This is a genomic window from Pseudorhodobacter turbinis (assembly GCF_005234135.1).
Classification (GTDB): domain Bacteria; phylum Pseudomonadota; class Alphaproteobacteria; order Rhodobacterales; family Rhodobacteraceae; genus Pseudorhodobacter; species Pseudorhodobacter turbinis.
On record NZ_CP039965.1, the window covers coordinates 38,627 to 63,220 of the forward strand.

Annotated in this window: 22 protein-coding genes and 1 riboswitch; of the genes, 9 read left to right on the top strand and 13 right to left on the bottom strand. The window is 59.0% G+C overall.

Features of this window, described 5'->3' with window-relative positions:
- Window positions 1–17: 17 nt before the first annotated feature.
- From EOK75_RS12535 to EOK75_RS12560, 6 genes are all read right to left on the bottom strand, one after another.
- Entirely contained in the window at window positions 18–1,355 is a 1,338-nt protein-coding gene (locus EOK75_RS12535) for a glutamine synthetase family protein (protein WP_137194426.1), read from the bottom strand.
- A gap of 3 nt (window positions 1,356–1,358) precedes the next feature.
- Window positions 1,359–2,186, bottom strand: coding sequence for an ABC transporter permease (locus EOK75_RS12540; protein ID WP_137194427.1), 828 nt, complete (start codon window positions 2,184–2,186; stop codon window positions 1,359–1,361).
- Window positions 2,183–3,064: an ABC transporter permease gene (locus EOK75_RS12545; RefSeq protein WP_137195772.1), complete on the bottom strand. Its 882-nt coding sequence runs from the start codon at window positions 3,062–3,064 to the stop codon at window positions 2,183–2,185. The genes EOK75_RS12540 and EOK75_RS12545 overlap by 4 nt, the downstream gene beginning before the upstream one ends.
- Window positions 3,065–3,131: 67 nt before the next feature.
- Window positions 3,132–3,854, bottom strand: coding sequence for a transporter substrate-binding domain-containing protein (locus EOK75_RS12550; protein WP_137194428.1), 723 nt, complete (start codon window positions 3,852–3,854; stop codon window positions 3,132–3,134).
- Between the two features lie 41 nt (window positions 3,855–3,895).
- A complete protein-coding gene (locus tag EOK75_RS12555; protein WP_137194429.1) occupies window positions 3,896–4,696 on the bottom strand; it encodes an ABC transporter ATP-binding protein in 801 nt (266 codons plus the stop codon).
- Between the two features lie 82 nt (window positions 4,697–4,778).
- Entirely contained in the window at window positions 4,779–5,216 is a 438-nt protein-coding gene (locus tag EOK75_RS12560) for a tellurite resistance TerB family protein (protein ID WP_137194430.1), read from the bottom strand.
- A gap of 151 nt (window positions 5,217–5,367) precedes the next feature.
- Between EOK75_RS12560 and dprA the strand changes: the two genes are divergently transcribed.
- On the top strand, window positions 5,368–6,537 hold the full coding sequence (gene dprA, locus EOK75_RS12565; protein ID WP_137194431.1) for a DNA-processing protein DprA: 1,170 nt from the start codon (window positions 5,368–5,370) through the stop codon (window positions 6,535–6,537).
- Window positions 6,538–6,671: 134 nt separating this feature from the next.
- Window positions 6,672–9,407: a type I DNA topoisomerase gene (gene topA, locus EOK75_RS12570; protein ID WP_137194432.1), complete on the top strand. Its 2,736-nt coding sequence runs from the start codon at window positions 6,672–6,674 to the stop codon at window positions 9,405–9,407.
- Window positions 9,408–9,477: 70 nt separating this feature from the next.
- Here the strand turns inward: topA and choV are convergent, their stop codons facing one another.
- From choV to choX, 3 genes are read right to left on the bottom strand one after another with little or no spacing between them, the layout of a single operon-like run.
- Complete coding sequence (choV, locus tag EOK75_RS12575) at window positions 9,478–10,509, bottom strand: choline ABC transporter ATP-binding protein (protein ID WP_137194433.1); 1,032 nt, start codon at window positions 10,507–10,509, stop codon at window positions 9,478–9,480.
- Window positions 10,506–11,360, bottom strand: coding sequence for a choline ABC transporter permease subunit (choW, locus tag EOK75_RS12580; protein ID WP_137194434.1), 855 nt, complete (start codon window positions 11,358–11,360; stop codon window positions 10,506–10,508). The genes choV and choW overlap by 4 nt, the downstream gene beginning before the upstream one ends.
- A 47-nt stretch (window positions 11,361–11,407) precedes the next feature.
- Complete coding sequence (gene choX, locus EOK75_RS12585; protein WP_137194435.1) at window positions 11,408–12,340, bottom strand: choline ABC transporter substrate-binding protein; 933 nt, start codon at window positions 12,338–12,340, stop codon at window positions 11,408–11,410.
- An 87-nt stretch (window positions 12,341–12,427) separates the two neighbouring features.
- On the opposite strand from choX, the gene betI reads away from it, so the two are divergent.
- The 5 genes from betI to EOK75_RS12610 all read left to right on the top strand — a co-directional run bounded on the left by betI (window position 12,428) and on the right by EOK75_RS12610 (window position 17,179).
- Window positions 12,428–13,024 carry a choline-binding transcriptional repressor BetI gene (gene betI / locus EOK75_RS12590; RefSeq protein WP_137194436.1) on the top strand — a complete coding sequence of 199 codons (597 nt, stop codon included), beginning with the start codon at window positions 12,428–12,430 and terminating at the stop codon, window positions 13,022–13,024.
- The gene (betB, locus tag EOK75_RS12595) at window positions 13,021–14,463 is read left to right on the top strand and encodes a betaine-aldehyde dehydrogenase (RefSeq protein WP_137194437.1); all 1,443 of its coding nucleotides are present in this window, start codon (window positions 13,021–13,023) and stop codon (window positions 14,461–14,463) included. The genes betI and betB overlap by 4 nt, the downstream gene beginning before the upstream one ends.
- Before the next feature lie 21 nt (window positions 14,464–14,484).
- Window positions 14,485–16,131 carry a choline dehydrogenase gene (gene betA, locus EOK75_RS12600; protein ID WP_137194438.1) on the top strand — a complete coding sequence of 549 codons (1,647 nt, stop codon included), beginning with the start codon at window positions 14,485–14,487 and terminating at the stop codon, window positions 16,129–16,131.
- A gap of 110 nt (window positions 16,132–16,241) precedes the next feature.
- Window positions 16,242–16,853, top strand: coding sequence for a thermonuclease family protein (locus EOK75_RS12605; protein WP_240794106.1), 612 nt, complete (start codon window positions 16,242–16,244; stop codon window positions 16,851–16,853).
- Window positions 16,854–16,939: 86 nt separating this feature from the next.
- A complete protein-coding gene (locus EOK75_RS12610; protein WP_137194439.1) occupies window positions 16,940–17,179 on the top strand; it encodes an HP1242/YdcH family protein in 240 nt (79 codons plus the stop codon).
- Here the strand turns inward: EOK75_RS12610 and EOK75_RS12615 are convergent.
- Both EOK75_RS12615 and EOK75_RS12620 read right to left on the bottom strand, forming a co-directional pair.
- Window positions 17,176–18,585 (bottom strand): helix-turn-helix domain-containing protein, encoded by a 1,410-nt coding sequence (locus EOK75_RS12615; RefSeq protein WP_137194440.1) that lies wholly within the window; start codon window positions 18,583–18,585, stop codon window positions 17,176–17,178. The genes EOK75_RS12610 and EOK75_RS12615 overlap by 4 nt on opposite strands.
- A 51-nt stretch (window positions 18,586–18,636) precedes the next feature.
- Window positions 18,637–19,854 carry a multidrug effflux MFS transporter gene (locus EOK75_RS12620; RefSeq protein ID WP_137194441.1) on the bottom strand — a complete coding sequence of 406 codons (1,218 nt, stop codon included), beginning with the start codon at window positions 19,852–19,854 and terminating at the stop codon, window positions 18,637–18,639.
- Window positions 19,855–20,013: 159 nt separating this feature from the next.
- Here EOK75_RS12620 and gltX point away from each other — a divergent pair, with 159 nt between their 5' ends.
- Complete coding sequence (gene gltX / locus EOK75_RS12625; protein WP_137194442.1) at window positions 20,014–21,348, top strand: glutamate--tRNA ligase; 1,335 nt, start codon at window positions 20,014–20,016, stop codon at window positions 21,346–21,348.
- Window positions 21,349–21,430: 82 nt separating this feature from the next.
- On the opposite strand, the gene EOK75_RS12630 is transcribed toward gltX, so the two are convergent.
- Window positions 21,431–22,252 (bottom strand): PilZ domain-containing protein, encoded by an 822-nt coding sequence (locus EOK75_RS12630; RefSeq protein ID WP_205965521.1) that lies wholly within the window; start codon window positions 22,250–22,252, stop codon window positions 21,431–21,433.
- A gap of 323 nt (window positions 22,253–22,575) precedes the next feature.
- Window positions 22,576–23,124 carry a gamma-glutamylcyclotransferase family protein gene (locus EOK75_RS12635; RefSeq protein WP_137194444.1) on the bottom strand — a complete coding sequence of 183 codons (549 nt, stop codon included), beginning with the start codon at window positions 23,122–23,124 and terminating at the stop codon, window positions 22,576–22,578.
- Between the two features lie 77 nt (window positions 23,125–23,201).
- Window positions 23,202–23,304: riboswitch (glycine riboswitch) on the top strand.
- A 146-nt stretch (window positions 23,305–23,450) separates the two neighbouring features.
- On the opposite strand from EOK75_RS12635, the gene gcvT reads away from it, so the two are divergent.
- Entirely contained in the window at window positions 23,451–24,569 is a 1,119-nt protein-coding gene (gene gcvT / locus EOK75_RS12640; protein ID WP_137194445.1) for a glycine cleavage system aminomethyltransferase GcvT, read from the top strand.
- Window positions 24,570–24,594: the final 25 nt, after the last annotated feature.

Consider the following 24,594-nt stretch of genomic DNA (forward strand, 5'->3'; position numbering starts at 1 on the left):
CTGGGCCTGCTTTCGGCCTATACAGTATCTAGGTACAGTTCGACCTGTTCTTCGGGGCTAAGTTCCGCGAGATAAAGCTTCTCTTGCCGTTTGGTCAGTGTCAGGTTGCGGATCAGATCCTTGCTAAAAATCCGCGGCATGATTGTCGAGCTTTCAAAGGCATCAATCGCCGCACCCCATTCGGTGGGGATCTGGGGCAAACCCTCTTGGGAATAGGCGTTGCCGGTGATCGGTGAGGGCGGCTCTACCCCGTCTTCAATCCCGTTCAGTGCCGCCCCGAGGATAACGGCCAGCATCAGATAGGGGTTCACATCACCGCCCGCGACGCGGTGCTCGATCCGCCGTGCGGCGGTGGAGCCTGCCGGAATGCGCAGCGCCGCCGTCCGGTTCTCATAACCCCAGCAGATGGCGATCGGGGCATGGGCATCGGGCACCAGCCTGTCATAGCTGTTGCCATGCGGTGCAAACAGCAGCGTGGAATCATGCATCGCATCCAGACAGCCGGCAATGGCGTGACGCAAAACTGCCGTGCCTCTTGGCCCGCCGCTGTCAAAGATATTGTCGCCTTTTGCGTCAAGTACCGAGAAATGCGTGTGTAGCCCCGAGCCGGAATATTCCGGGTAAGGTTTCGCCATGAAAGAAGCCGCAAACCCGTGCCGCCGTGCCAATCCTTTGACCAGCATCTTGAAGAGCCAGGCATCATCCGCCGCCCGCAGCGCATCATCACAATGCATCAGGTTGACCTCAAACTGACCAAGGCCGGTTTCAGAGGTGGAGGTATCGGCGGGGATATCCATCGCCTCACAGGCGTCATAAAGATCGGTGAAGAAGGTATCAAAGGCGTCCAGCGCGCGGATCGACAATGTCTCGGCGGCTTTACGGCGTTTGTTGGAACGCGGCGAGGCGGGAACCTGCATCTTCTTGCCGCTGTCGTCGATCAGGAAAAATTCCAGCTCCACCGCGCAAACGGGTGTGAGGCCGCGCGCCTTGTAGCGGGCGACAACGGCGGCAAGCGCTTGACGCGGGTCGCCGTCATAGGGCTGGCCGTTTTCGCGAAACATCCAGATTGGCAGCAGGGCAGTCGGCGCCTCTAGCCACGGCATCGGCATAAAGCCACGCTCGGTCGGTTTCAGAACACCGTCTTGGTCGCCCTCTTCAAAGACCAACGGGCTGTCGTCAATGTCTTCGCCCCAGATGTCGAGGTTAAGGACCGAAAACGGAAAGCGTGTGCCGCCTTTGACCGCATTATCGGCAAAGCGCGCGGGGATACGTTTGCCCCGTGCTTGCCCGTTAAGGTCTGCCGCTGCCACACGGATTGTGCGAACCTCGGGGTGTTTTCGCAGCCAGTCTTTCATATTTCACCTGATGATTTGCGGACGCAGCTTGACGCGGCTCCGCTCGTTGGACGGTAGATGTCTGTTCAGCCGTCGATTAATGACCCCGAATATTCCAATCAGTGCCAATGTCCATAAGACAAAATAAAAGGCAACGATGGGGTAGGGGACGAATGGGTTAAAGGTCTTGTCCACGAAATAGCTGGCGTAATAAAGCGCGTCGCCCTCTTGCCGGAACGCGGGAAAGCCAGAGAAGAACACCAGCGTGGTGGCGTGGAACAAAAAGATCGCCTCGTTGGTATAAGACGGCCAGCCAAGGCGCAGCATGGTGGGCCATTCCACCCGCCGGAACCGGTTCCAACCGGTGATGCCATAAGCATCGGCGGCCTCCAGATCGCCCTTGGGGATAGAGCGCAGCGCGCCATAGAATATCTCGGCGGAATAGGCGGCGGTGTTCAAAAACAGCACGATCAGGGCGCCAGCCCAAGCGCGTGACAGCCAGCTTACCTCGGCGGTGATGCCGAAAACCTCGATCCCGTTGCGCGGCAGTAGCACAAGCGCCTCATAGGCCAGAAAGAACTGGATAAACAAAGGCGAGCCGCGAAAGACAAAGATGAACCATTCGGCCGGCTTGCGGGTAAGCGGGCTGCGCGATGCCTTGGCCAGCGCCAGCGCGTTGGCAAAGATAAACCCGAAGAACAGCGCCAAGACCCCGAAATAGATGTTCCAGATCATGCCGGAACCGATCAGTGTGAACTGCTGGCACAGGGTGAAATCGGTTCTGGGCAGCAGCCGCTCGCCAATCCCCATGGAACGCAGGCCGTAATCTGCGATGGTTTGCAAACAGCTCATGCCGCGGCCTTTCGTTGGGCTTCACCGGCGGCGGTGGCCTGACCGTGGTTCAACCGGTTTTGCAGCCGCGTCAGATACACCTCAGAGATGCGGGTCATTAGCAGGTAGAACACCAGCAGCCCTAGGAAATAGTAAAGCCGCCAGTCAGGATGCGGAAAGCTGAAGGCACTGGTTTTCGCGCCGCCCAATTCGCGCGCCCAATAGACGATATCCTGCACGCCCAGCAAGAACAGCAAGGGCGTGGCCTTGATCAAGATCAGCCAGAGGTTTGACAGCCCCGGCAGCGCATAGATCCACATTTGCGGCACCAATACGCGGCGAAACACTTGGCCTTGCGACATGCCATAAGCCTCGGCGGTTTCCAGTTGCGCACGCGGTACGGCCTGCATCGCGCCATAGATTACATTGGCGGCAAAGGCCCCAAAGACCAGCGCGAATGTCACAACCGCAAGCACGAACCCGTAGATCGAATGCCAGATCTGTGCGGCGGAATTGGGCGGCACCTTGGCCTGTGGGCAGACGCGGAACTCCATCCCGTTGCGGATCGGGTCGGTCCAATCGGGGCAGCGGGCCTGATGCATCATCCACTCGATGCCTTGGTCAAGGGCAATCACGAAGAACAGGAAGAAGACGATATCGGGCACACCGCGCACCATCGCCGTATAGCCCTTGCCAATAACCCGCAGTGCAAGATGCTGCGAACGCGCAAGCATCGCCCCGCCAAATCCAAAGGCCAAAGCCACCGGCGCGGTCACGGCCAAAAGCGTCAGCACCGTCAAAAAAGACCAATAGAAATCGATGTGCTTACCTGTTGTCAGGTAACACATCAGCCAGTTCAGGCCTTGAAGGGTTGAAGGGTCGGCGCAGCTTGAAAACATGAGCATTCCGTTGCCGCAGCACGTCGCCTTTCCTTATGGAAAGGGCGCGCTGCGGCGTTCAGGTCAATCAGTAGGTGATGGCGTCTTCGCCGAACCACTTCTTGATCAAGACATTCAGCGATCCATCGTCTTTCATCGAACCGATTGCCGTATCCAGTTTGGCTTTCAGCTCTGTATCGGATTTGCGCAGCCCGATGCCGATACCGTCGCCCAAGGGGACATCATCGCCAATAAAGGAGAACTGGCCGTTGGATTCCGCCTGGATCGGGACAAGAAAATCCTTATCCGCAAAGACAGCATCGGATTCGCCGTTGCGCACCGCTGCCACGGATTCGTCAGGATTTGCGAATTCCAGCAATGTCGCCCCGCTTTGGGCCACATGCGCTGCCTGAATGGTGCCGGTCTGTGCCGAGATGACGGCCGTGGACACATCGATATCATCCGACAGCCCGATATAGGCGCTGGCGGTTGGCGGGATGTAGTTCTGGGTGAAGGCAAGCACTTCCCTGCGCTCTTCCGTGATGCTCATCCCTGCGATGATCAGGTCATAGTTGCCGGACTGAAGGTTGGGAATGATGCTGTCCCAATCGGTTGTCACCCATTCACATGTCAGCTCGGCACGGGCGCAAAGCTCGTCACCGACGTCACGCTCAAACCCGTCTACTTCGCCGTTGTCATTGATGAAGTTATAGGGAGGGTAGGCGCCTTCGGTCCCCATGCGGATGGTATCGGCAAAGGAGACACCGGCGGTCAGTGCCAGCACGGCTGTTGTCAGGATCAGTTTTTTCATTGGTTATTCCCCATCGTAAAGTTGTTATCGTTCTTTCTGCCTTAGCCGCCTGCGGAAAGGAAGCCACGCAAACGTTCTGTCTGCGGATTTCCGAACACGGCTTCGGGCGGGCCTTCTTCTTCTGTGCGGCCTTGGTGCAAGAACACCACATGGTCCGATACATCGGCGGCCATTCGCATGTCATGTGTCACGATCAGCATGGTGCGGCCCTCTTCGGCCAGCGCCTTGATGACCTTGACGACCTCTTGCTCCAGCTCCGGGTCCAGCGCGGATGTCGGCTCGTCAAACAAAAGCGCGCGGGGTTCCATGCAAAGTGCGCGCGCAATGGCGGCCCGCTGTTGCTGCCCGCCCGAAAGCATCGCGGGCCAGGCATCGGCCTTATCGCCAATCCCGACCTTTTCCAGATACTCGCGGGCCTTCGCCTCAACCGCGACCGGATCACGCTTGAGCACGCTAACGGGCGCCTCCATTACGTTTTGCAGAATCGTCATATGGGACCAGAGGTTGAACTGCTGGAACACCATCGACAGATTCGTGCGGATGCGGGTGACTTGGGCGCGGTCTGACGGATGCCTGTTCAGCCCCTCACCGTGCCATTTCACGGCTTCCCCCTCAAACTTGATCGTGCCCTGCTGGCTGTTTTCCAGCAAGTTGCAGCACCGCAAAAGCGTTGATTTGCCAGAGCCGGACGACCCGATAAGCGAGATGACATGCCCTTTGGGGGCGACCATGTCGATGCCTTTCAGCACCTCCAGATTGCCATAGCTTTTGTGGAGGTCCCTGATCTCTATGACAGGGACGCCATCGGGTGATGTCTCGGCGGGGTGGGCTTTGGCTGTCACGACTTCTCACATCAATTATGCTTTGTACAATTAAGGCCGTATTCGGGACTCTTTGCAACTGCGATAATTAATGGACTTTACGTCACGCTTGCGCCGCCCGTTGACGCGCCAGCGCCGATTGCTGATCTGTCAGCCCCAAAAGGTTGGAGACAAGCCGCATCAATTGGTCCTCGGCCGCGTCGCGCGCGTCATCGGCAAGGGCAACAGACCACATCGCTTCCAGCAGATGGGTGCGATCCTCAGGGGCGGTGGCCTCTTTGATGGCGCGGGTAAAGCGTACGGTATCAGGGGCCTCTGATTCCAGCACCTCGGCGCGGGCGCGCAGATCTGCGGCCTCGGTCTGCGAAATATTGCGGTGCGAGGCAAGAACACGGTCAATCCGCGCAACTTCGGTCTGTGCATAATCGCCATCAGCGCGTGCAAGCCGCACAAGCAGCGCCGCCAGCGCCAGATCGGCGTCAGGGGCGGGCAGGCGTTCGGGTGTCGGGGCCGTCAAGCGGCGGAGCAATGCTTCAAACATGACTGCTATATAGGCGCATCGCGCAGGGCTGCCAATCACAAGCAAGAGAGTGTGGATAATTTGATACAGTCTTGGGTGATTCCGGCGTCGTTCATATTCTGTTAACCCATTTCCGAAATGCTTCAGGGAAGATAACCCCAAAGGCATAGTTATGTATTCGGACCTTTCAGATAACGCGCAGCCCACCGCCCCCGATTTGACGGGGCCGGAGCGGCTGGATTGGTTGCGCCTTATCCGGTCGCGTCGGGTCGGGCCGGTGACGTTTCACGGGCTGATTGATGAACATGGAAGCGCCGCAGCAGCTTTGCAGGCCTTGCCCGAAATCGCCGCCGCTGCAGGGGTGGAAAAATATACGATCTGCCCCGTTGAGGTGGCACAGCATGAAATGACACTTGGCCGTAAGGCCGGTGCGCAGATGATCTGCTGGGGTGAGGCGGCCTATCCGCAAGCGCTTTATGATCTGAACGACGCGCCACCCGTGCTTTGGGTGATGGGTGACGCCAGCCTGCTCAACCGTCCGGGTGTGGCGTTGGTGGGCGCGCGCAATGCCTCCAGCCTTGGGGTGCGTATGGCCACCCGTCTGGCCGAGACATTGGGGGAGCGTGGCTTTGTCACCATCTCGGGTCTGGCGCGCGGCATTGATGCGGCGGCGCATAAGGCCGCGCTAACGCTGGGCACGATTGCGGTGCAGGCGGGCGGTGTGGATGTGATTTACCCCGAGGAAAACACCCAGCTTGCCATTGATATTGCAGAAAAAGGGTGTCGCGTGTCAGAGCAGCCCATGGGCACCGCCCCGCAAGCCCGCCATTTCCCGCTGCGCAACCGGCTGGTGTCAGGCCTGTCCCGCGCAGTGGTGGTGGTTGAGGCAGCTGTTCGTTCCGGCAGCCTGATCACGGCGCGCAATGCACTGGATCAAGGGCGCGATGTACTGGCGGTGCCGGGGCACCCCTTTGATGCCCGCGCGGCCGGCTGCAACCTGTTGATCCGCGAAGGTGCGCTTTTGGTGCGCAGTTCGTCCGATGTGATTGAGGCGATTGGAACCGGCGTGCCGTTGACCGCGCGGGTTGTGAAACCCGCCGTGCAGTCGGTGCCAAAGCCAAGCCCGCTTCCCGGCCCGGTGCCAAACCACCGCCCATTGTCAGAAGTTTCCGCGCTTCACAGCCAGATCCTTGCCCGCCTTGGTCCCAGCCCCTTGGCCGAGGACCAGTTGATCCGCGATCTTGCCATGCCCTCTGCCCGTATCACCCCAGAATTGCTGACGCTGGAGCTGGACGGAAAAGTGATGCGCCAAGCCGGCGGGTTACTGTCGCGGGTGGAATAAAAGGCGCACACACCCTTCCCCAAACCCTGTCTCGGCGGTGATTTTTCGAATGGGGGTTGGCTCCATTGACAATGCAGCCTATTCAGCCACATCTTGCGCGCCGCAATTGGTGCCGTTTCGGAAAAGAGGTTTTCATGGCTGTTGTCGTTGTAGAATCGCCTGCTAAGGCCAAGACAATCAACAAATATCTCGGATCCGATTTTACGGTTCTGGCGTCCTTTGGGCATGTTCGGGACTTGCCGCCCAAGAATGGCTCCGTTGATACCGAAGATGATTTCGCGATGAAATGGGAAGTCGCCTCTGACAGCAAAAAGCACATCAAAGCGATTGCCGATGCGCTGAAGACCGATAATGAACTGATCCTCGCGACCGACCCTGACCGTGAGGGAGAGGCGATTTCTTGGCACCTGCAAGAGGCGCTGGCCAAGAGCATCAAGAAAGATACCAAGGTTAGCCGCGTGACCTTTAACGCGATCACAAAATCCGCTGTGACCGAGGCGATGAAGAACCCGCGCCAGATCGATGTGCCGCTGGTGGATGCCTATCTTGCCCGCCGCGCGCTGGACTATCTGGTGGGGTTCACCCTGTCGCCGGTGCTGTGGCGCAAGCTGCCGGGTGCGAAATCGGCTGGCCGTGTGCAATCGGTTTGCCTGCGTTTGATTGTTGAGCGCGAGATGGAAATCGAAGCCTTCCGCCCGCGTGAATTCTGGGGCGTGAATGCCCGCCTGAAAACGCCCCGCAATCAGGAATACGATGTCCGGTTGACTGTGCTGGGCGGCAAGAAGCTGGATAAATTCGATATTTCTACTGTCGAAGCGGCTGATCTGGCGGTTCAGGCGGTTACAAGCCGCGCATTGACCGTGCAATCGGTAGAGGCAAAGCCCGCCGCGCGCAACCCGTCTGCACCCTTCATGACCTCGACCCTGCAGCAGGAGGCAAGCCGCAAATTCGGCATGGGCGCCAAGCAATGTATGGGGGCCGCGCAACGCCTTTATGAGGCCGGTCACATTACCTATATGCGGACCGACGGCATCGACATGGCGCCCGAGGCGATCACCGAGGCGCGCGCCACGATCAAGTCTCGCTACGGCGATGCATATGTGCCCGACAGCCCGCGTGTTTACAAAAACAAGGCCAAGAACGCCCAAGAGGCGCACGAGTGTATTCGCCCGACCGATATGGCGAAGGCCGCCGATGATCTGCGCCTCGAGGGCGAGCAAAAGAAGCTCTATGACCTGATCTGGAAACGCACGATTGCCAGCCAGATGGCGGCCGCGCGTCTGGAGCGGACCACCGTTGATGTGGGCAGCGCCGACAAGCAGGTGATGCTGCGTGCGACAGGGCAGGTGGTGATGTTTGATGGCTTCCTCAAGCTTTATGAGGAAGGGCGCGATGATGACGACAGCGACGAAGGTCGCCTGCCGCAGATCACCCAAGGCGAGGCCGCCGATTTCGTAAAGGGCGCCTTTACCGAAGGTTTTGCCAAGGCTGCGGCAGCGCAAGATGATGTGATTGAAGGCTCTGCGACGCGGGTTGCCTCTGCCGTGACCAACACGGATCAATCGGTGCTGGGCGCGCAGCATTTTACCCAGCCGCCGCCCCGCTATACCGAAGCGACCTTGGTCAAACGGATGGAAGAATTGGGGATCGGGCGTCCGTCGACCTATGCCTCTATTCTGACGACGATCGTCGACCGCGAATATGTGCGCAAAGACAAAAATCGTTTGTTCCCAGAGGATAAGGGCCGTTTGGTCACGGCCTTCCTGTCGAACTATTTTGAAAAATACGTGCAATATGATTTCACTGCCGATCTTGAAGGTCAGCTTGATGATGTCTCGGCGGGGGAGCGTGATTACAAGGAAGTGCTTGCCCGCTTCTGGCGCGACTTTTCGGCGGCGATTGCCGAGACGGCTGATCTGCGGATCGGCGAAGTTCTTACCAAGATCGATGAATTCCTGGCGCCGCATCTTTATCTGCCACGTGCGGACGGGTCGGATCCGCGGATTTGCCCGGTTTGCGGCGAGGGGCGCTTGCACCTGAAAACAGCACGCTCTGGTGGGGCGTTTATCGGCTGCGGCAGCTATCCCGAGTGCCGCTATACTCGTCCGATTTCGGTGGCGGGCGGCGATGAGGGCGTGGCGATTTCTCCTGATGGGCAAGTGCTTGGCGTTGATGATCAGGGTGCTGAAATCAGCCTGCGGACGGGTCGATTCGGCCCCTATGTCCAGCGCGGAGAGGCCACCGAAGAGGTGCCGAAACCACCACGTGCCAGCCTTCCCAAAGGGTGGGCGCCTGAAAGCATCACCTTGGAAAAAGCGCTGACCTTGTTGTCATTGCCACGTGAGATCGGCCCGCACCCAGAGGATGGTGCAATGGTCGAGGCGGCGATCGGTCGCTATGGCCCCTATGTGAAACACAATAAGGTCTATGCGAACCTGCCCGATGTGGAGGAAGTTTTTACCATCGGGATGAACCGCGCGGTTGAGGTTCTGGCCAATAAATACTCCAAGGCGCGGGTTGCGGCAGAGCCGCTTAAGGATTTGGGTGAGCATCCTGATGGCGGGCCGATGGCGGTGATGCCGGGGCGCTACGGGCCTTATGTCAAGTGGGGCAAGATCAATGCGACGGTTCCAAAAGAGATGGAGCCGGCAGATGTGACGGTTGAGCAGGCCATAGAATTGCTGGCTGAACGGGCGGCAAAAACGGGGGCCAAAAAGAAGGCACCTGCCAAGAAGAAAGCGCCTGCGAAGAAACCGGCGGCCAAGAAGCCTGCAGCGAAAACGGCAACAAAAACAGCGGCAAAGAAGCCTGCTGCTAAAAAACCTGCTGCCAAGAAGGCCGCACCCAAGGCCGAAGAACCCGAAGCATAGTCAGCGCTTCGTTTAACCCATTGAAAAGGCTTGGCGCGCAGGGATGTGCCAAGCCTTTTCTTTTAGGGGGCTACCCCCGCGGGTCGACCAGCCGCCCCATCACATGCGCGGCCGTCAGGGTGCCAATACGCTGGCCCGCATCGGTTACGGCAATTTCGGTCGCGCCGTCGCGGATTGCCTCCATAATCTGAATCACGGGGGTTTCTGCCGGAAGCTCTTGGGCGGCGGTACTTTGGCCCGTCTCCATCACGTCGCGGGCGGTTAGCACCGTAAGCGGGTTCATATGGGCCACAAAGCTGGCGACATATTCATTTGCGGGATTCGCGATAATCTCACGCGCTGTGCCGCATTGGACGATGCGGCCACCATCCATCAAGGCGATACGATTGCCGATCTTGAAGGCCTCATCCAGATCGTGGCTCACGAAGATAATGGTGCGGTTGAGACGCTTTTGCAGCTCTAACAGCTCATCTTGCAAATGGGCGCGGATCAATGGGTCTAAGGCCGAGAATGGTTCATCCATCAGCAAGATCGGCGCATCGGTGACAAAGGCGCGGGCAAGGCCGACGCGCTGCTGCATGCCTCCCGACAGCTCCCCCACCTTGCGGTCGGCCCATTGTGACAGGTTCACCAACTCTAACTGCGCCTCTACTGCGGCGCGGCGCTGGCTGGCGGATTGGCCGGCCAGCTCCAGCCCGAGGCCGACATTTTCACGCACGCTGCGCCATGGCAAAAGGCCAAAGGCTTGAAATACCATCGCAATATTGGACAGGCGCAAGCGGCGCAGGGTGGCGGCATCGGCATGGGTGACCGAGGTCATTTCCTCACCGTCGCGCACCCGCACCTCGCCGCGCGCGACGGGGTTCAGCCCGTTCACGCCGCGCAAAAGCGTGGATTTGCCGGACCCCGACAGGCCCATAAGCACCAAAATCTCACCCTCCTCCACGGTAAGGGAGCAGTTGTGAACGCCAAGGACCTGCCCCGTGGCGGATTGAATTTCGCTGCGCGTCTGGTTTTGGTCCATCAGCGGCAAGGCTATTTCGGGGTGGTCGCCAAACACGATGGAGACATTGTCAAATTCGACTGCGGTTCTGGCGTTCATTTCTTGCGTACCTCCAGCATGACCCGCAGCACTGTGGCGAGGGCGACAATCACAAAGCCGGATTCGAAGCCAAGATCTGGTTTCATCCGGTTCAATCCGTTCAGCACCGGCTGGCCAAGCCCCCCCGCGCCAACCAGTGTGGCGATCACGACCATCGACAGCGACAGCATAATCGTCTGGTTCAACCCGACCATGATCTGCGGAAAGGCCGAGGGCAGCTCTACCTTCAAAAGGCGCTGCATGGGGGTGGCGCCAAAGGCGGTTGCGGCCTCGGTCAATGCGGTGGGGGTCGAGGAAATTCCCAAATGTGTCAGCCGGATAGAGGCAGGCAGCGCAAAGATCACTGTGGCAATCAACCCCGGCACCGGCCCTAGCCCGAAAAAGATAACGGCAGGAATAAGATAGACGAAAGGCGGCAGGGTTTGCATCAGATCCAGAACCGGCTCCAGCACCGAAAACACCCATTTGCGCCGCGCCGTCAGAATGCCCATAGGCACCCCGATCCCCATGCAGACGATGCAGGACACAAGGATCAGCGACAGGGTTTCAATTGTCCGGTCCCAATAGCCCTGATTGATGATGAACAGCATCCCCAACGCCACGATCACACAGCGTTTCACACTGCGTTGCAGCGCATAGGTGATCGCTACGAAAACAAGGGTCATGCCGATGGGGCCGATGCTTTCGATGGACCATGTGACCCCGTCGATCAGCCCGTCTAGCAGGTCGGAAATGATGTCAAAAAGCCCGGCCGCGTGGGATTTCAGCCAGTTAACCGCATTTTGCGCCGCGTCTCCGACAGGGATTTGTGCCGAGGTGAGCGCATCGACGAGGGGGGTGAATAGGGCCATGTTTATCCTTTGGTAAAAGGCCCCGGGTTGTGCCGGGGCCGATTGGATTATTGTGCCAGTGCGGCAGTCAGTGCGGCCATCGCGTCGCCGCCGTCCTTGGTTGTCACGCCGTCAAGCCAGCCGTCCAATGTATCGGGATTGGCTGCCAGCCACGCCTTTGCAGCATCTTCCGGATCCTGGCCGTCATCAAGGATCGCGCCCATAATCTCATTCTCTAGCTTCAGCGAGAATTCAAGATTTTGCAACATTTTACCAATGTTAGGGCATTCAGCGACATAGCCGCTGCGGGTGTTTGTTGCAATGACCGCGCCGCCAAGGTCGGGGCCAAAGAAATCATCCCCGCCGGGCAGATAGGTGATCGCGATATTGGCGTTCATCGGGTGCGGCTCCCATCCCAAAAAGACGATCGGCTCGCCGCGGTCTTCGGCACGTTGGGCCTGTGCAAGCATGCCCTGCTCCGAGGATTCGACGATCTGGAAATCCTCAAGACCAAAGGCATTGCTCTCGATCATCTCCGAAATCAGGCGGTTGCCGTCATTGCCGGGCTCGATCCCGTAGATCTGGCTGTCCAGCGCATCAGCGGCCTGCGCGATAGAGGCAAAATCAGTGATGCCTGCCGCCACGCCTGCCGCATTGGTGGCCAGCGTATATTTTGCGCCGGTCAGGTTGTTGCGCAAGATATCAACGGTGCCTGCCTCGCGGTAGGGGGCGATATCGGCCTCCATCGTTGGCATCCAGTTGCCCAGAAACACATCGATATCGCCCTCGGCCAGCGAGGCATAGGTGACCGGGACGGACAGCACCTTGGTTTCGGTTTCATAGCCAAGCGCCTCAAACACAAAGACTGTGGTGGCTGTGGTTGCGGTGATATCGGTCCAACCGACATCGGAGAAAGTGATCTTGTTGCACTCTGCAAGGGCGGGGCTTGCCAGCAGTAGTGCGGCGGTGCCGGCCAGAAGGCGGGATTTGATGGTGGGCATAGATACTCTCCATTGGGTTTATTTTTGTTGATTGACGAGTCAATTAACTTCAATATAGATCAGACAGCAAGTTATTCGTGGAAAAAAATGCCGAAACTAGGAGTGGAACCTATCCGAAAGAGGGCTCTCGTCAATGCCACGATCATAGAGATCGGGCAGGCGGGTTCGCTTGACGTGACGGTAGCGCAGATCGCAAAGCGTGCGGGCATGTCTACGGCCCTTGCGCATCATTACTTCGGCGGCAAAGAGGCAATCTTTTTGGCGGCGATGCGGCACATTCTGGCGCTTTACGCGGCAGAGGTGCGGGGCGCTTTGGCGGTGGCCGATAGCCCCGCGGCGCGGCTTGATGCGATATTGCTGGCCTCGTTCAGTGCGGCCAACTTTCGCCGTGAGGTGATTAGCGCTTGGCTGAATTTTTACGTTTTGGCGCAATCAGTGCCGGGCGCGCGCAGACTTTTGTCGGTGTACCAGCGCCGGTTGCGGTCAAACCTGCGCTATGCGCTGCGCCCAATGGTGGGTGCGCGCGCCGATGCCTTGGCCGATGCTTTGGGCGCGTTGATCGACGGGGTGTATTTGCGCGAGGCTTTGCGCGATGGCCCGTCGGATGGCGAGGCCGCGCTGCAGTTGGTGCAAGGCCATCTTGCCGCAGAATTGAATATTGAACCGAGGAAGGACAGGCCATGATCGCACAACCCAAAGCGAGCCATTACATTGATGGCAATTGGTTGGAAGATACCGCCGGCGCCCCGTTGGAGGTGATCAACCCCGCGACCGGCGAGGTGATCGCGCGGTTGCACGAGGCCACGCCTGCGATAATTGATGCCGCGTTGAACGCAGCCAAGCGGGCGCAGGCCGAATGGGCGGCGCGAAAGCCGGTGGAACGCGGGCGCATCCTGCGCCGTGCGGCAGATCTGATCCTTGCGCAGGGTGACAGCCTTGCCCGCCTAGAGACCCTCGATACCGGCAAGCCGTTGCAAGAAACGCTGGTGGCGGATTGGCCCTCGGGCGCGGATGCGCTGGAATATTTCGGCGGGCTGGCCGCGACTGTGACGGGGGAAACCATCCCCTTGGGTGGCGATTTCGCCTATACCCTGCGTGAGGCGCTGGGGGTTTGTGTGGGCATCGGCGCGTGGAATTATCCCAGCCAGATTGCTTGCTGGAAATCCGCGCCTGCCTTGGCGATGGGGAATGCGATGGTCTTCAAACCGTCGGAGATGACCCCCTTGGGCGCTTTGAGGTTGGCCGAGATTTTTACCGAGGCAGGCCTTCCTGCGGGGCTGTTCAACGTGGTGCAAGGGCGCGGCGCGGTTGGGGCATCCTTGGTGACGGATGCGCGGGTGGACAAGGTTTCCTTGACCGGCTCGGTGCCAACAGGGCGCAAGGTTTATGCCGCCGCCGCCGAAGGGGTGCGCCATGTCACGATGGAGCTGGGTGGGAAATCCCCGCTGATCATCTTTGATGATGCCGATGTCGAGAGCGCGGTTGGCGCGGCGATGATGGCGAATTTCTATTCGGCAGGGCAGGTGTGCAGCAATGGCACGCGGGTTTTCGTCCAAAAGGGCATCCGCAAGGCGTTTTTGGAACGGCTGGCGGCGCGGGCGGAAAAGATCGTGCTTGGTGATCCCTTGGATATGGCGACGCAGATGGGGCCACTGATTTCACCGGCACAGCATGAAAAGGTTCTGGCCTATATCGCCGGTGCCTGTGCTGAGGGCGCGACGTTGGTCACAGGGGGCGGCAACCACGGCCAATTCGTGGAACCAACCGTTTTTGCCGATGTCACCGATGATATGACAATCGCGCGCGAAGAGGTGTTTGGTCCGGTGATGGCGGTCTTTGATTTTGACGATGAGGATGAGGTGATCGCCCGCGCCAATGCGACCGAATTCGGCCTTGCCGCGGGGGTTTTCACCGCCGATCTGACGCGCGCGCACCGTGTTATCGGCGCGTTGGAGGCCGGAACCTGTTGGATCAATACCTACAACCTGACCCCTGTGGAAATGCCTTTCGGCGGGGTGAAAATGTCGGGTGTGGGGCGTGAAAATGGCAAGGCGGCGCTGGAATACTACAGCCAGATCAAAAGCGTTTATGTCGGCATGGGGCCGGTTGATGCGCCCTATTGAGGCCGTCGGATAGGATATAAGATGCAAGCGGATTATGTGATTGTCGGCGCAGGCTCGGCCGGATGTGCGATGGCTTACCGATTGGGTGAGGCGGGGGCTTCGGTTATCGTGGTGGAATTTGGCGGCTCGGACGTGGGGCCGTTCATCCAGATGCCTGCGGCGCTTTCCTATCCGATGAACATGAGCACCTATGACTGGGGCATGGGCACAGAGCCGGAACCCCATCTGGGTGGGCGGTCCTTGGTCACCCCGCGCGGTAAGGTCATTGGGGGGTCCAGCAGCATCAACGGGATGGTCTATGTGCGTGGCCATGCCCGTGATTTCGACCATTGGGCCGAGGCGGGCGCGGATGGCTGGTCCTATGCCGATGTGTTGCCCTATTTCCGGCGGATGGAACATTGGCATGGCGGCACGTCGGAATATCGCGGCACCGATGGCCCGCTGCATATCACCCGTGGCCCGCGCGATAACCCCTTGTTTGATGCCTTTATCGCGGCGGGCGAACAGGCCGGCTATCCGGTCACACCTGATTATAACGGCGCCGCCCAAGAAGGTTTCGGGCCGATGGAGGCGACGATCTATGAGGGGCGGCGCTGGTCTGCGGCCAATGCCTATCTGCGCCCTGCGTTGAAGATGGGCAATGTGCAGCTGGTCCGCGGGCTGGCGCGCAAGGTGGTGATCGAGGACGGCCGCGCCACTGGCGTAGAGGTGGAACGCGGTGGCAAGATCGAGGTGATCCATGCGGGGCGTGAGGTGATCCTCGCCGCCTCCAGCCTCAATTCACCGAAATTGCTGATGCTGTCGGGGATCGGCCCCGCTGCGCATCTGGCCGAGCATGGCATTGAGGTGGTCGCCGACCGCCCCGGTGTCGGGGCCAATCTGCAAGACCACCTTGAGGTCTATATGCAGTTTGCCAGCAAGCAGCCGATCACGCTTTACAAACATTGGAACCTTTTGGGTAAGGCGCTGATCGGGGCGCAATGGCTGTTTACGCGCAAGGGCTTGGGGGCCTCTAACCAGTTTGAGGCTTGCGGGTTCATTCGGTCGCGGGCGGGAGTGGAATACCCTGACATCCAGTATCATTTCCTGCCGATTGCCGTACGCTATGACGGCAAGGTCAGTGCCGAGGGGCACGGGTTTCAGGTTCATACCGGCCCGATGCGCAGCCCGTCGCGGGGGACGGTGCGGCTGCGGTCGGCCGATCCGGCGGATAAGCCGGTGATCCGCTTCAATTACATGTCCAATCCGCAAGACTGGGAGGATTTTCGCGCCTGCATCCGCCTGACGCGTGAGGTCTTTGCCCAAGAGGCGATGCAGCCCTTTGTGAAACATGAAATTCAGCCCGGTGCCGCAGTTGAGAGCGACGCCGAGATTGATGACTTCATCCGCGAACATGCCGAAAGCGCCTATCACCCTTGCGGGACGGCGCGGATGGGGCGGCGCGATGACCCGATGGCTGTGGTTGACCCTGAATGCCGTGTGATCGGGGTGGAAGGACTGCGGCTTGCAGATAGTTCAATTTTTCCGCGTATTCCCAACGGCAATCTTAACGGACCGTCAATCATGGTGGGGGAAAAGGCGGCAGATCACATACTGGGTTGTGACCCCCTTACGCGCTTGAATTTACAGCCAAAAACCTCGCAAGATTGGCGCGAAAAGCAGCGTTAATAAAGATTAACCAACAATCGTCATAACGCTTGATTGCTGCCCGGACAGGGCGGCATATCGAGGGTATGTTAATCATTCGTACCTGTCTTGTTCTTCTTCTTGGGCTTGCAATGCCTACAAACGCGCTGGCCCTTTCGGGACAGGTGCGCGTGGTGGATGGCGATGGCCTTGTAAGCGCCGGAGAGCGCATCCGCCTGCATGGCATTGACGCGCCGGAGTTGCGCCAGCGCTGTGATCCATCGGGCCGAAATTGGAAGTGCGGGGCATGGGCGGCGGAGATGTTGGCCAAAATTATCGCCAAAGGGGAGCTGAGCTGTGAGGCAGTGGACCACGACCGCTATGGCCGCACGGTGGCGCGCTGTTCCGTCTCGGGGCGCGATGTCGGGGCGCAACTGGTACGGGCGGGTGCCGCGATGGCCTATCGCCGTTACTCCAGTGATTATATCGCATTAGAGGATCAAGCGCGGGCGCAGGGCCGCGGCCTTTGGTCTGGGGAGGTAACGGCACCGGCAGAATACCGCAAAACCGCCAAGCGGGTGGCAAGCGCTGCGCCATCGGGTTGCAAGATCAAGGGCAATATTAGCGCCAAGGGCACGCGGATCTATCACGTGCCGGGACAGCGCCACTATCTTGACACGCGGATCTCCCCCAATAAGGGTGAGGCCTATTTCTGTACCGAGACTGAGGCGCGCGCCGCCGGATTTCGCCGATCAAAACGCTAAGGTTTTCGCTACGTTTGATCCGGGTCAATGTCGCGGCAGCTGCCTTGAGATACCATGATGCCATGGCGACAAAAAAGGAGCAGCCCATGGCGAACACACCGCATACACTGGCCGAAGAATTTCCGGCTGAAGTAGACAAAATGCACAAAATGAAGCTGGAAAATGCACATTTTTCAAAGATCTATGATGAGTATCACGAAGTAAACCGCGCTGTGCATCGCGCAGAAACTAATGTGGAGCCGACTGACGACGCGAATGAAATCGCTTTGCGCCAGCAACGCGCGCATCTCAAAGATGAGATTTGGGCGATGCTGAAAGCCGATTAAGGCGCGCTGTCCGTCGTGCCAATCCCATATGGCACGACACCGCGCCTGTTGGGGTCCACCAGCAGGCGCTTTTCCAGTGGCGGCACTGAACGTTGATGGCAATCGGGGCGCTCGCAGATGCGGCAGGAAATCCCGATGGGTTCGAACCGTCCGCGCAGATCAAGCCCGTCGGCATAGACCAGCTTTTCGGCATGGCCGATCTCACACCCCAAACCGATGGCATAGCGTCGCACCGGTGCCCCGAAGGCGCCGCCCGATTTCGACACGTCGCGCGACAGGCAGACATAGCGCACACCGTCTGGTGTCTCGGCCAGTTGTCGCAAGAATCGGCCCGGCATCTCAAAGGCTTGGTGCACGTTCCAAAGCGGGCAAGCCCCGCCAAAGCGCGCGAATTGAAAACGGGTGGCGGAATGGCGTTTGGTCACGGTGCCGGCTTGATCGACGCGCACAAAGAAGAACGGAACCCCTTTTGCGCCGGGACGTTGCAGCGTGGAAAGACGGTGCGCGATCTGCTCTATCGAGCTGCCAAACAGATCGGAAAGGCGTTCCAGATCATGACGCTCACGATCGGCGGCCTGCAAGAATGCGGTATAGGGCATTAGCGCCGCGCCTGCAAAATAGTTGGCCAGCCCGATCTTGGCGATGCCGCGCGCTTGGGGGCTGTGGAATTGCGCAAGGTCCAAGGTTGCCTCTAGCAGGTCGTTTTGGGTCAGCAGGGCGATCTGGTGCAGCAATTGAAACCGGCGGGTGGTGGCCGAGACGCGGCCCGACAGGCGCAAGTTCTTGGTCTCGGCGTCAAAGCTGCGCATCTCATCATTGTTCGACAGTGTCAGATGGATCCTGAGCCTCTTAAGGGTCGCAAGGGCGATATTCTCAACCGGCATGTCCGGGCCTTGCGCGGTGGCGAAATGCTCTGCCGCGCGGTCGATGGCATCGATGTAATTGTCGCAATAGTGAAAGAAATCGCGCACTTCATCCCATGGAGAGGGCGCAAGGGGCGATTCGTCACGGCCCAAGGCTTCATCCAATGAGGCCAGCCGTTCATGGGTTTGACGGTAGGCGCGGTGCAGGTCGAGAAAGGCACGCGCGAGGCCCGGGGCATTGGATGCCGCCAGCCGCAGATCGGCCAAAGGCGGCGGCGCGGTAAAGACAGGATCGGCCAGCGCCTCACGCATATCGGTGACGATGCGTTCGCTGTCGCCGCTGGTCAGCTCGGTGACGTCCTGCCCGAATTCCTGTGCTAGCGCCAGTACGACTCCCGCGGAAATGGGGCGGTGGTTGTTCTCCATCTGGTTCAGATAGGGCAGCGAAATCCCGAGCTTTTGAGCAAAATCTTTTTGCGTCAGCCGGATGCGCCCGCGTAATTCACGCAGCTTCACACCGGCATAGAGTTTCTGGGTGGCCATGTTTCGCCCCTTGCTTTGCAAAGTCTACGGTGACTTTGCAAAGCGGTGACGTCAAGGGTTACCAAGCTGCCGTTGACGGCGACGAACCCAGAAAATGCAAAATATGGATGCGATGGAGGTCAGCAGCATCAGCGCCACCAGTGGTAAAGGTCCGGTGGTTGGCGCCAAAAGCCAGCTTGCCATCGCCGACAAAACGGCCCCTGTGCCGATCATGAAGGACCCGCCCAGCCCCGCAGCAGAGCCTGCAAGCTCTGGCCGGACCGACAGCATGCCTGCATTTGCCGAAGGTGTCAGCAGCCCGTTGCCGAGGCCGACAAGGATCATCATGCCGAAAAAGACGATTGGCCCTGCCAGCCCCAGCAGCGCAAAGACAAAAAGGATCGCCACTCCCGCTGTTGTGGTGAGGGCGCCGGCCATGATCATCCGGTTTATACCGTAGCGCACCGCATAGCGCCCTGACAGGAAGTTGCCGGTCATGTAACCCAAAGCAGGCGTGCCGAAATAAAGCCCCAGGGTGGCTGAATCCATGTTGAAATAGATGGTGCCGACATAGGGCGCGCCGCCCAGATAGGCAAAAAATGCGCCCGATGAAAACGCAGCCGCCAAGCAATAGCCCCAGAACCGTTGAGAGGTGAGCAGATCGGGGTATTGCTTGAACTGCGTAGTCAGGCTGGTGGAGCGCGTGGTTGCGGTTTCGCCCATATCAAACCAGACGACGGCAAACAGCGCCATGCCCGACAGGGCCAGCATCACGAAAGAGGCCTGCCAGCCGAACAGCTCATTCAATAGCCCGCCGATCACAGGGGCGATCATCGGCACCAGCGCCATCCCCATGGAAACATAGCCGATCATCGAGGCGGCCTGATCTTGGGGGACCATGTCCCGCACCGCGGCGCGGGACAAGACAAACCCCGTGGCGATGACGGCCTGCAACAAACGGCAGGCCAGAAAGATGCCATAGTTCGGCGCAAGCAGCGTCCCGATACTGGCCAGCGTGAAAATCGCCGTGGCCGTCAGCATAACCGGACGCCGCCCATAGCGGTCAGAGATCGGCCCGACAAACAGCTGTAGCAGCGCCGTCGTCGCCAGATAAACCGAAAGCGACAGCTGCATCACCGCATAATCCACGCCAAAATGCTCTGCCATCGACGTCAGGGATGGCAAAAACACGTTCAGCGACATGGCAGCAACGCCAGCGAGCAAGACGAGTGTGGTGATATGCGGGGCGGTGGTCCGGTCTAGGTAGCGGACGATCGGTTTGCTGTTCATTCCCAAGGGTTATGCCGTTTGGCATGGTCTGTCCATTGAGCAAATCACCCAATGTCGAAATGATCCCCGCGCATTCGGTTTTGGCAAGCCTGCCAGCCCGCAGATATGGACAAAGCCCGTTTCATGTGACAGATCAGCATGGTTCAGGAGAGCCAAATTATGACAACCCGTCCCACGATTACGCGTTTCGCCCCGTCACCGACCGGATTTATCCACGTCGGCAACCTTCGCACCGCATTGATGAACTGGATGATTGCCCGCAAATCGGGTGGCACCTTTATCTTGCGGCTTGATGATACGGATCAGGAACGCTCCAAGCAGGAATACGTCGATGGGATCATGGAGGATCTGGAGTGGCTGGGCCTGACATGGGACCGGGTCGAACGTCAGTCCTTGCGGCTGGAACGCTACCGTGAAGCCGCTGAGGGGCTGAAGGCCGCGAACCGTTTTTATGAGTGTTTCGAGAGCCCGACCGATCTGGACCTCAAACGCAAAAAACTTTTGAACATGCACAAGCCGCCGGTCTATGACCGCGCCTCGCTGCATTTGTCGGACGCCGAAAAGGACGCACTGCGTGCAGAGACCCCCGGTTACTGGCGTTTTTTGCTGGAGCTGGAGCGGATCGAGTGGAATGATGGCATCATCGGGCCTGTCTCGATTGATGCGGCAAGCGTGTCGGACCCCGTGTTGATCCGGGCTGACGGGCAGGTGCTTTACACATTCGCCTCTTCGGTTGATGATATCGATATGGGCGTGACCTCGATTGTGCGCGGTGCCGACCATGTGACCAATACCGCGACCCAGATCCAGATTATGCAGGCGATGGGCGGCACCCCGCCGAATTTCGCACACCATTCGCTGTTGACCGGACCGCAGGGTGAGGCGCTCTCGAAACGTTTGGGCACGCTGTCGTTGCGCGATCTTCGCGCGCGTGGGGTGGAACCGCTGGCGCTGCTTTCGCTTATGGCGCGTCTTGGGTCGTCCCAACCAGTAGAGCTGGCCGGCAGCCATCAAGACCTGATCGACGGGTTCGAGATCGGAAACTTTGGCGCGGCACCCACAAAATTCGATGCCGAGGATCTGTTCCCGCTGACCCGCGCCTATGTGCAGGGCTTGCCCTTTGATACGGTCGCGGCGCGGATCGCAGAGCTGGGCGTGCCGGAAGACTTGCGCGAAGGCTTCTGGCGTGTGGCCAAGGAAAACATCACCGTGCTGGCCGATCTGGAAGGCTGGTGGGCCATGTTCCGTGATGGTGCCGAGCCGTTGATCGATGAAGAGGACCGCGAATTCATTGCCCAAGCGGTGGCGATGCTGCCCGACGCCCCCTTCGGGCCGGACACATGGAAAGAGTGGACCTCGGCGGTAAAAGAGGCCACGGGCCGTAAGGGCAAGGGGCTGTTTATGCCGCTGCGCAAAGCCCTGACAGGGCAGGCGCATGGGCCAGAGATGGCCGATGTGATGCCGCTTTTGCAAGTGGTGCGCGCGCGCGGGTGATTGACACTGCGCGGTTGGGTTGAGCCAACCGCGCGGTCTATCTGACGGCCTAGTAAGGTTTACTTGGGCTTATCTGTCCCAATTATTGCTCTTTTTGCCCCGGCTGCAGCTCTTTCAATGAGGTCGTGGTCGGCAGGTGGAGTGAACAATTCTTGTGACAGCCAGCATGGAAACAGGCGGGGGCGGTTTGCCCGACGTCAGATTCGCTTATAGGCTGGTTATTCCTTTTCATAACTTTATCAATAGTCTCCGGGCTTATGTGCTTGCGGAACTGAATGCCCGCATAGGCCTTGTTTCGCCAAACGGTCTTACCCTCAAGCTTTATGCCGGCAAAGTTATACTGCGCCCAGGTCTCATCCACGTCTTTGTCAGTTGCCTTTATCTTCATGCCGCCCTGACTTAAATCAACGATTCGCGTGATGGTGCAGTGCTTCTCATATTTGACATGCAGGGGGATGTTGCAGATCATGCGGATCGTCTTCCGCTTTTCCTTTCTCGGGTAGAATATGATGATCGCAACAATGAGTATGAAGAGAAATAGCGCCAGATAGACACCGGACACAGTCAGCTTGTCAAAGGACCTCAACCGGTCTTCGCTTAGAGAACTCTGATTGTCACCCCGGCGCGCAGTTTCGGCATTGGAACTTGTGCTGGTTGTCGAGTTGCAGTCCAGTGCGCCCTCGAGCAAGGTCAGGTCGCCTTGAATGATGGAGAGGCTCCAGTACATGGTTGAACCAAAGGCGTCTGCATCCAGTCCTTGAAGACCATCAGGATGGGCCCAGCGCTTGATCTTTTGGGCTAGGCTGCGCTCTACTTTTGACAGCTCCGTTGAGGGGCTGTTCGCCAGATAGGCGCTGAGATCCATGTCAAGCCCGATCAAGGTCTCGATCGCCGCATATGGCATGCCCACATGTCTTATCGGGACCGCTATGCTATATGCAAACTTCAAACCCACAACGGCAGCACAGATGCTGTTGACGCCGGCGGTTGCTGGGCTGCCTAGGACTGTCACCAAACTGATGAGGGTCCATATGAACAAACGGTGCATTCTAGTCCCTTCACTTGGGTTACTAGTTAGCGCTTTTTCCGTTAAATAAGTGTGAGTTTTTGGCCCCGGCCCTGTCTTTTTGTAAAAAAAGAGGGGATGCGAAAACCCTTGGGGAGGCCCGCCGTTTTACGGCGCGACCTCAAAGCCAAGTTGTACGGGGGGCGGTCTTTATAGGTGCATCAGCGGATGATCCGCGCACCAATTTCACGCAGGCTTTCATCCACCAAGGCCGTTTCCTCGGCGGTCAAAAGTTGGGCGCGGGGGTATATGGGGGCGTCGCGGTCATTCAGGATCGGGGTGTGCCAACCCGTGGTGGTGTCAAAGAAGTCAACAGCCCCCTGTGGCCCATATTCGGCCAGAAACCCTTGGATTACAACATCAATATAGCTCAGCAAGATGGGGTGCGGATCGGATGCGGCGCGGTTTTTCGGCGGGACGGCATAGACCTGGATCGGATGCGGGGTCTGCCCCAGCGCTGCCTGGTCCAGATGGCGGGCATAGCCGATTTCGCGGGTGTCGAGGGCGGCCCAATCGCCATTTGGCACATGGGCAACAAGGCCTGCGATGGTGCAGTCGGGGTCGCGGATTACGGACAGAAAAGACTGCGGATGGGTGTTGGTATGGATCCATGTGCGCCGCCAGCCTTTTAAAGTGGCTGCTTGCGCATCTGGGTAGCTATGCGTGGCACGATTTACAAGGGAGCCGTAGCCAAAGAAGTGCTGGGTCATAGGGGCCGTCCGTTTCTGTATGCGATGGTATCCTTTTCGGGCTTGCTTTGGGGCAGCCCCACAGGATAAGTTTTCCGCTATCAGGATCGGGAGAATCCGATCTGGGCGCAAGCCCTCATTCTGGTGCCGAAGGAGCAACCGCCCCGGTAAACTCTCAGGCAAAAGGACCGGTTCTGATGGTGGACTCTGGAGAGTGGCGTTTTCGCCCGCCGAAGGGATAACGATCTCAGGCGCCCTTTTTGGGCAAGGACAGAGGGGGCATTTTGCGGATGGGGTTGGCCTGTTCGCGGGGTGCCGGGGCTTTTCCGGCGTTTGAAGGGGGCGATATGGCCGATTTGAAGCGGACCGGATTATACGATTTGCATATAGAGCTTGGCGCCAAGATGGTGCCTTTTGCGGGCTATGAGATGCCGGTGCAATATCCGCTTGGTGTGATGAAAGAGCATCTGCATTGCCGCGCGCATGTCGGCCTGTTTGACGTCGGTCATATGGGGCAGGTGATCTTGCGGCCCAAGGGTGACATGGCGGCGTTGGTGGTCGGGCTTGAGGCGATGATGCCGGTGGCTGTTGCCGGGCTTGCCGAGGGGCGGCAGCGTTACGGCATGTTCACCAACGACCAGGGCGGGATCATTGATGATCTGATGTTCGCCAACCGTGGCGATCATTTCTTTTTGGTGGTCAATGCGGGATGCCGCGACGGCGATATCGCCTTGATGCGTGAAAAACTGGCCGATGTCGCCGAGGTGACCGAGGTCATGGATCGCGGCCTTTTGGCGGTGCAGGGGCCGGGCGCAGAGGCTGCCCTTTCAAGTTTGGTTCCCGATGTTGCCGCGATGCGCTTTATGGATGTGATCACCGTGGATACCGTCTTTGGTGCGCTGTGGATCTCGCGCTCCGGCTATACCGGTGAGGACGGGTTCGAGGTGTCGGTCCCCGATGTCGATGGCTTTACCCGCTCTTTGCTGGCGCTGGAGGGCGTTGAGATGATCGGCCTTGGCGCGCGCGACAGTTTGCGTCTGGAATCAGGGCTTTGCCTTTACGGCCACGATATGACCGAGGACATCACCCCCGCAGAGGCCGCCCTTGGCTGGGCGATTTCCAAGGCGCGGCGGCAGGGCGATCGGGCCGGCGGTTTCCCCGGTGCCGATGTGATCTTGGCGCAGCTGGCCGATGGGTCTGCGCGCCTGCGTGTGGGCTTGCGCCCCGAGACCCGCGCGCCAATGCGCGAAGGTGTTGAATTATATGACCGCGAAGAGGGTGGCGAAGCCGTGGGCTACGTCACCTCTGGTGGCTTTGGTCCATCGGTCGAAGTGCCGATTGCCATGGGATATGTGCCGCGCGCGCTTGCCGCCGATGGCACCCAGCTTTGGGGAGAGGTGCGGGGCAAACGCCTGCCCGTTTCTGTCTTTCCCCTTCCGTTCCGTCCATCCAATTATAAACGCTAAGACCTCTTTTTAGACCAGGGAACAC

Bases quoted from the DNA above. Each gene is read 5' to 3' on its own strand.
- EOK75_RS12535 (WP_137194426.1), bottom strand. From the start codon at position 1,355: ATGAAAGACTGGCTGCGAAAACACCCCGAGGTTCGCACAATCCGTGTG.
- EOK75_RS12540 (WP_137194427.1), bottom strand. From the start codon at position 2,186: ATGAGCTGTTTGCAAACCATCGCAGATTACGGCCTGCGTTCCATGGGG.
- EOK75_RS12545 (WP_137195772.1), bottom strand. From the start codon at position 3,064: ATGTTTTCAAGCTGCGCCGACCCTTCAACCCTTCAAGGCCTGAACTGG.
- EOK75_RS12550 (WP_137194428.1), bottom strand. From the start codon at position 3,854: ATGAAAAAACTGATCCTGACAACAGCCGTGCTGGCACTGACCGCCGGT.
- EOK75_RS12560 (WP_137194430.1), bottom strand. From the start codon at position 5,216: ATGTTTGAAGCATTGCTCCGCCGCTTGACGGCCCCGACACCCGAACGC.
- dprA (WP_137194431.1), top strand. From the start codon at position 5,368: ATGTATTCGGACCTTTCAGATAACGCGCAGCCCACCGCCCCCGATTTG.
- topA (WP_137194432.1), top strand. From the start codon at position 6,672: ATGGCTGTTGTCGTTGTAGAATCGCCTGCTAAGGCCAAGACAATCAAC.
- choV (WP_137194433.1), bottom strand. From the start codon at position 10,509: ATGAACGCCAGAACCGCAGTCGAATTTGACAATGTCTCCATCGTGTTT.
- choW (WP_137194434.1), bottom strand. From the start codon at position 11,360: ATGGCCCTATTCACCCCCCTCGTCGATGCGCTCACCTCGGCACAAATC.
- choX (WP_137194435.1), bottom strand. From the start codon at position 12,340: ATGCCCACCATCAAATCCCGCCTTCTGGCCGGCACCGCCGCACTACTG.
- betI (WP_137194436.1), top strand. From the start codon at position 12,428: ATGCCGAAACTAGGAGTGGAACCTATCCGAAAGAGGGCTCTCGTCAAT.
- betB (WP_137194437.1), top strand. From the start codon at position 13,021: ATGATCGCACAACCCAAAGCGAGCCATTACATTGATGGCAATTGGTTG.
- betA (WP_137194438.1), top strand. From the start codon at position 14,485: ATGCAAGCGGATTATGTGATTGTCGGCGCAGGCTCGGCCGGATGTGCG.
- EOK75_RS12605 (WP_240794106.1), top strand. From the start codon at position 16,242: ATGCCTACAAACGCGCTGGCCCTTTCGGGACAGGTGCGCGTGGTGGAT.
- EOK75_RS12610 (WP_137194439.1), top strand. From the start codon at position 16,940: ATGGCGAACACACCGCATACACTGGCCGAAGAATTTCCGGCTGAAGTA.
- EOK75_RS12615 (WP_137194440.1), bottom strand. From the start codon at position 18,585: ATGGCCACCCAGAAACTCTATGCCGGTGTGAAGCTGCGTGAATTACGC.
- EOK75_RS12620 (WP_137194441.1), bottom strand. From the start codon at position 19,854: ATGAACAGCAAACCGATCGTCCGCTACCTAGACCGGACCACCGCCCCG.
- gltX (WP_137194442.1), top strand. From the start codon at position 20,014: ATGACAACCCGTCCCACGATTACGCGTTTCGCCCCGTCACCGACCGGA.
- EOK75_RS12630 (WP_205965521.1), bottom strand. From the start codon at position 22,252: ATGCCATATGCGGCGATCGAGACCTTGATCGGGCTTGACATGGATCTC.
- EOK75_RS12635 (WP_137194444.1), bottom strand. From the start codon at position 23,124: ATGACCCAGCACTTCTTTGGCTACGGCTCCCTTGTAAATCGTGCCACG.
- gcvT (WP_137194445.1), top strand. From the start codon at position 23,451: ATGGCCGATTTGAAGCGGACCGGATTATACGATTTGCATATAGAGCTT.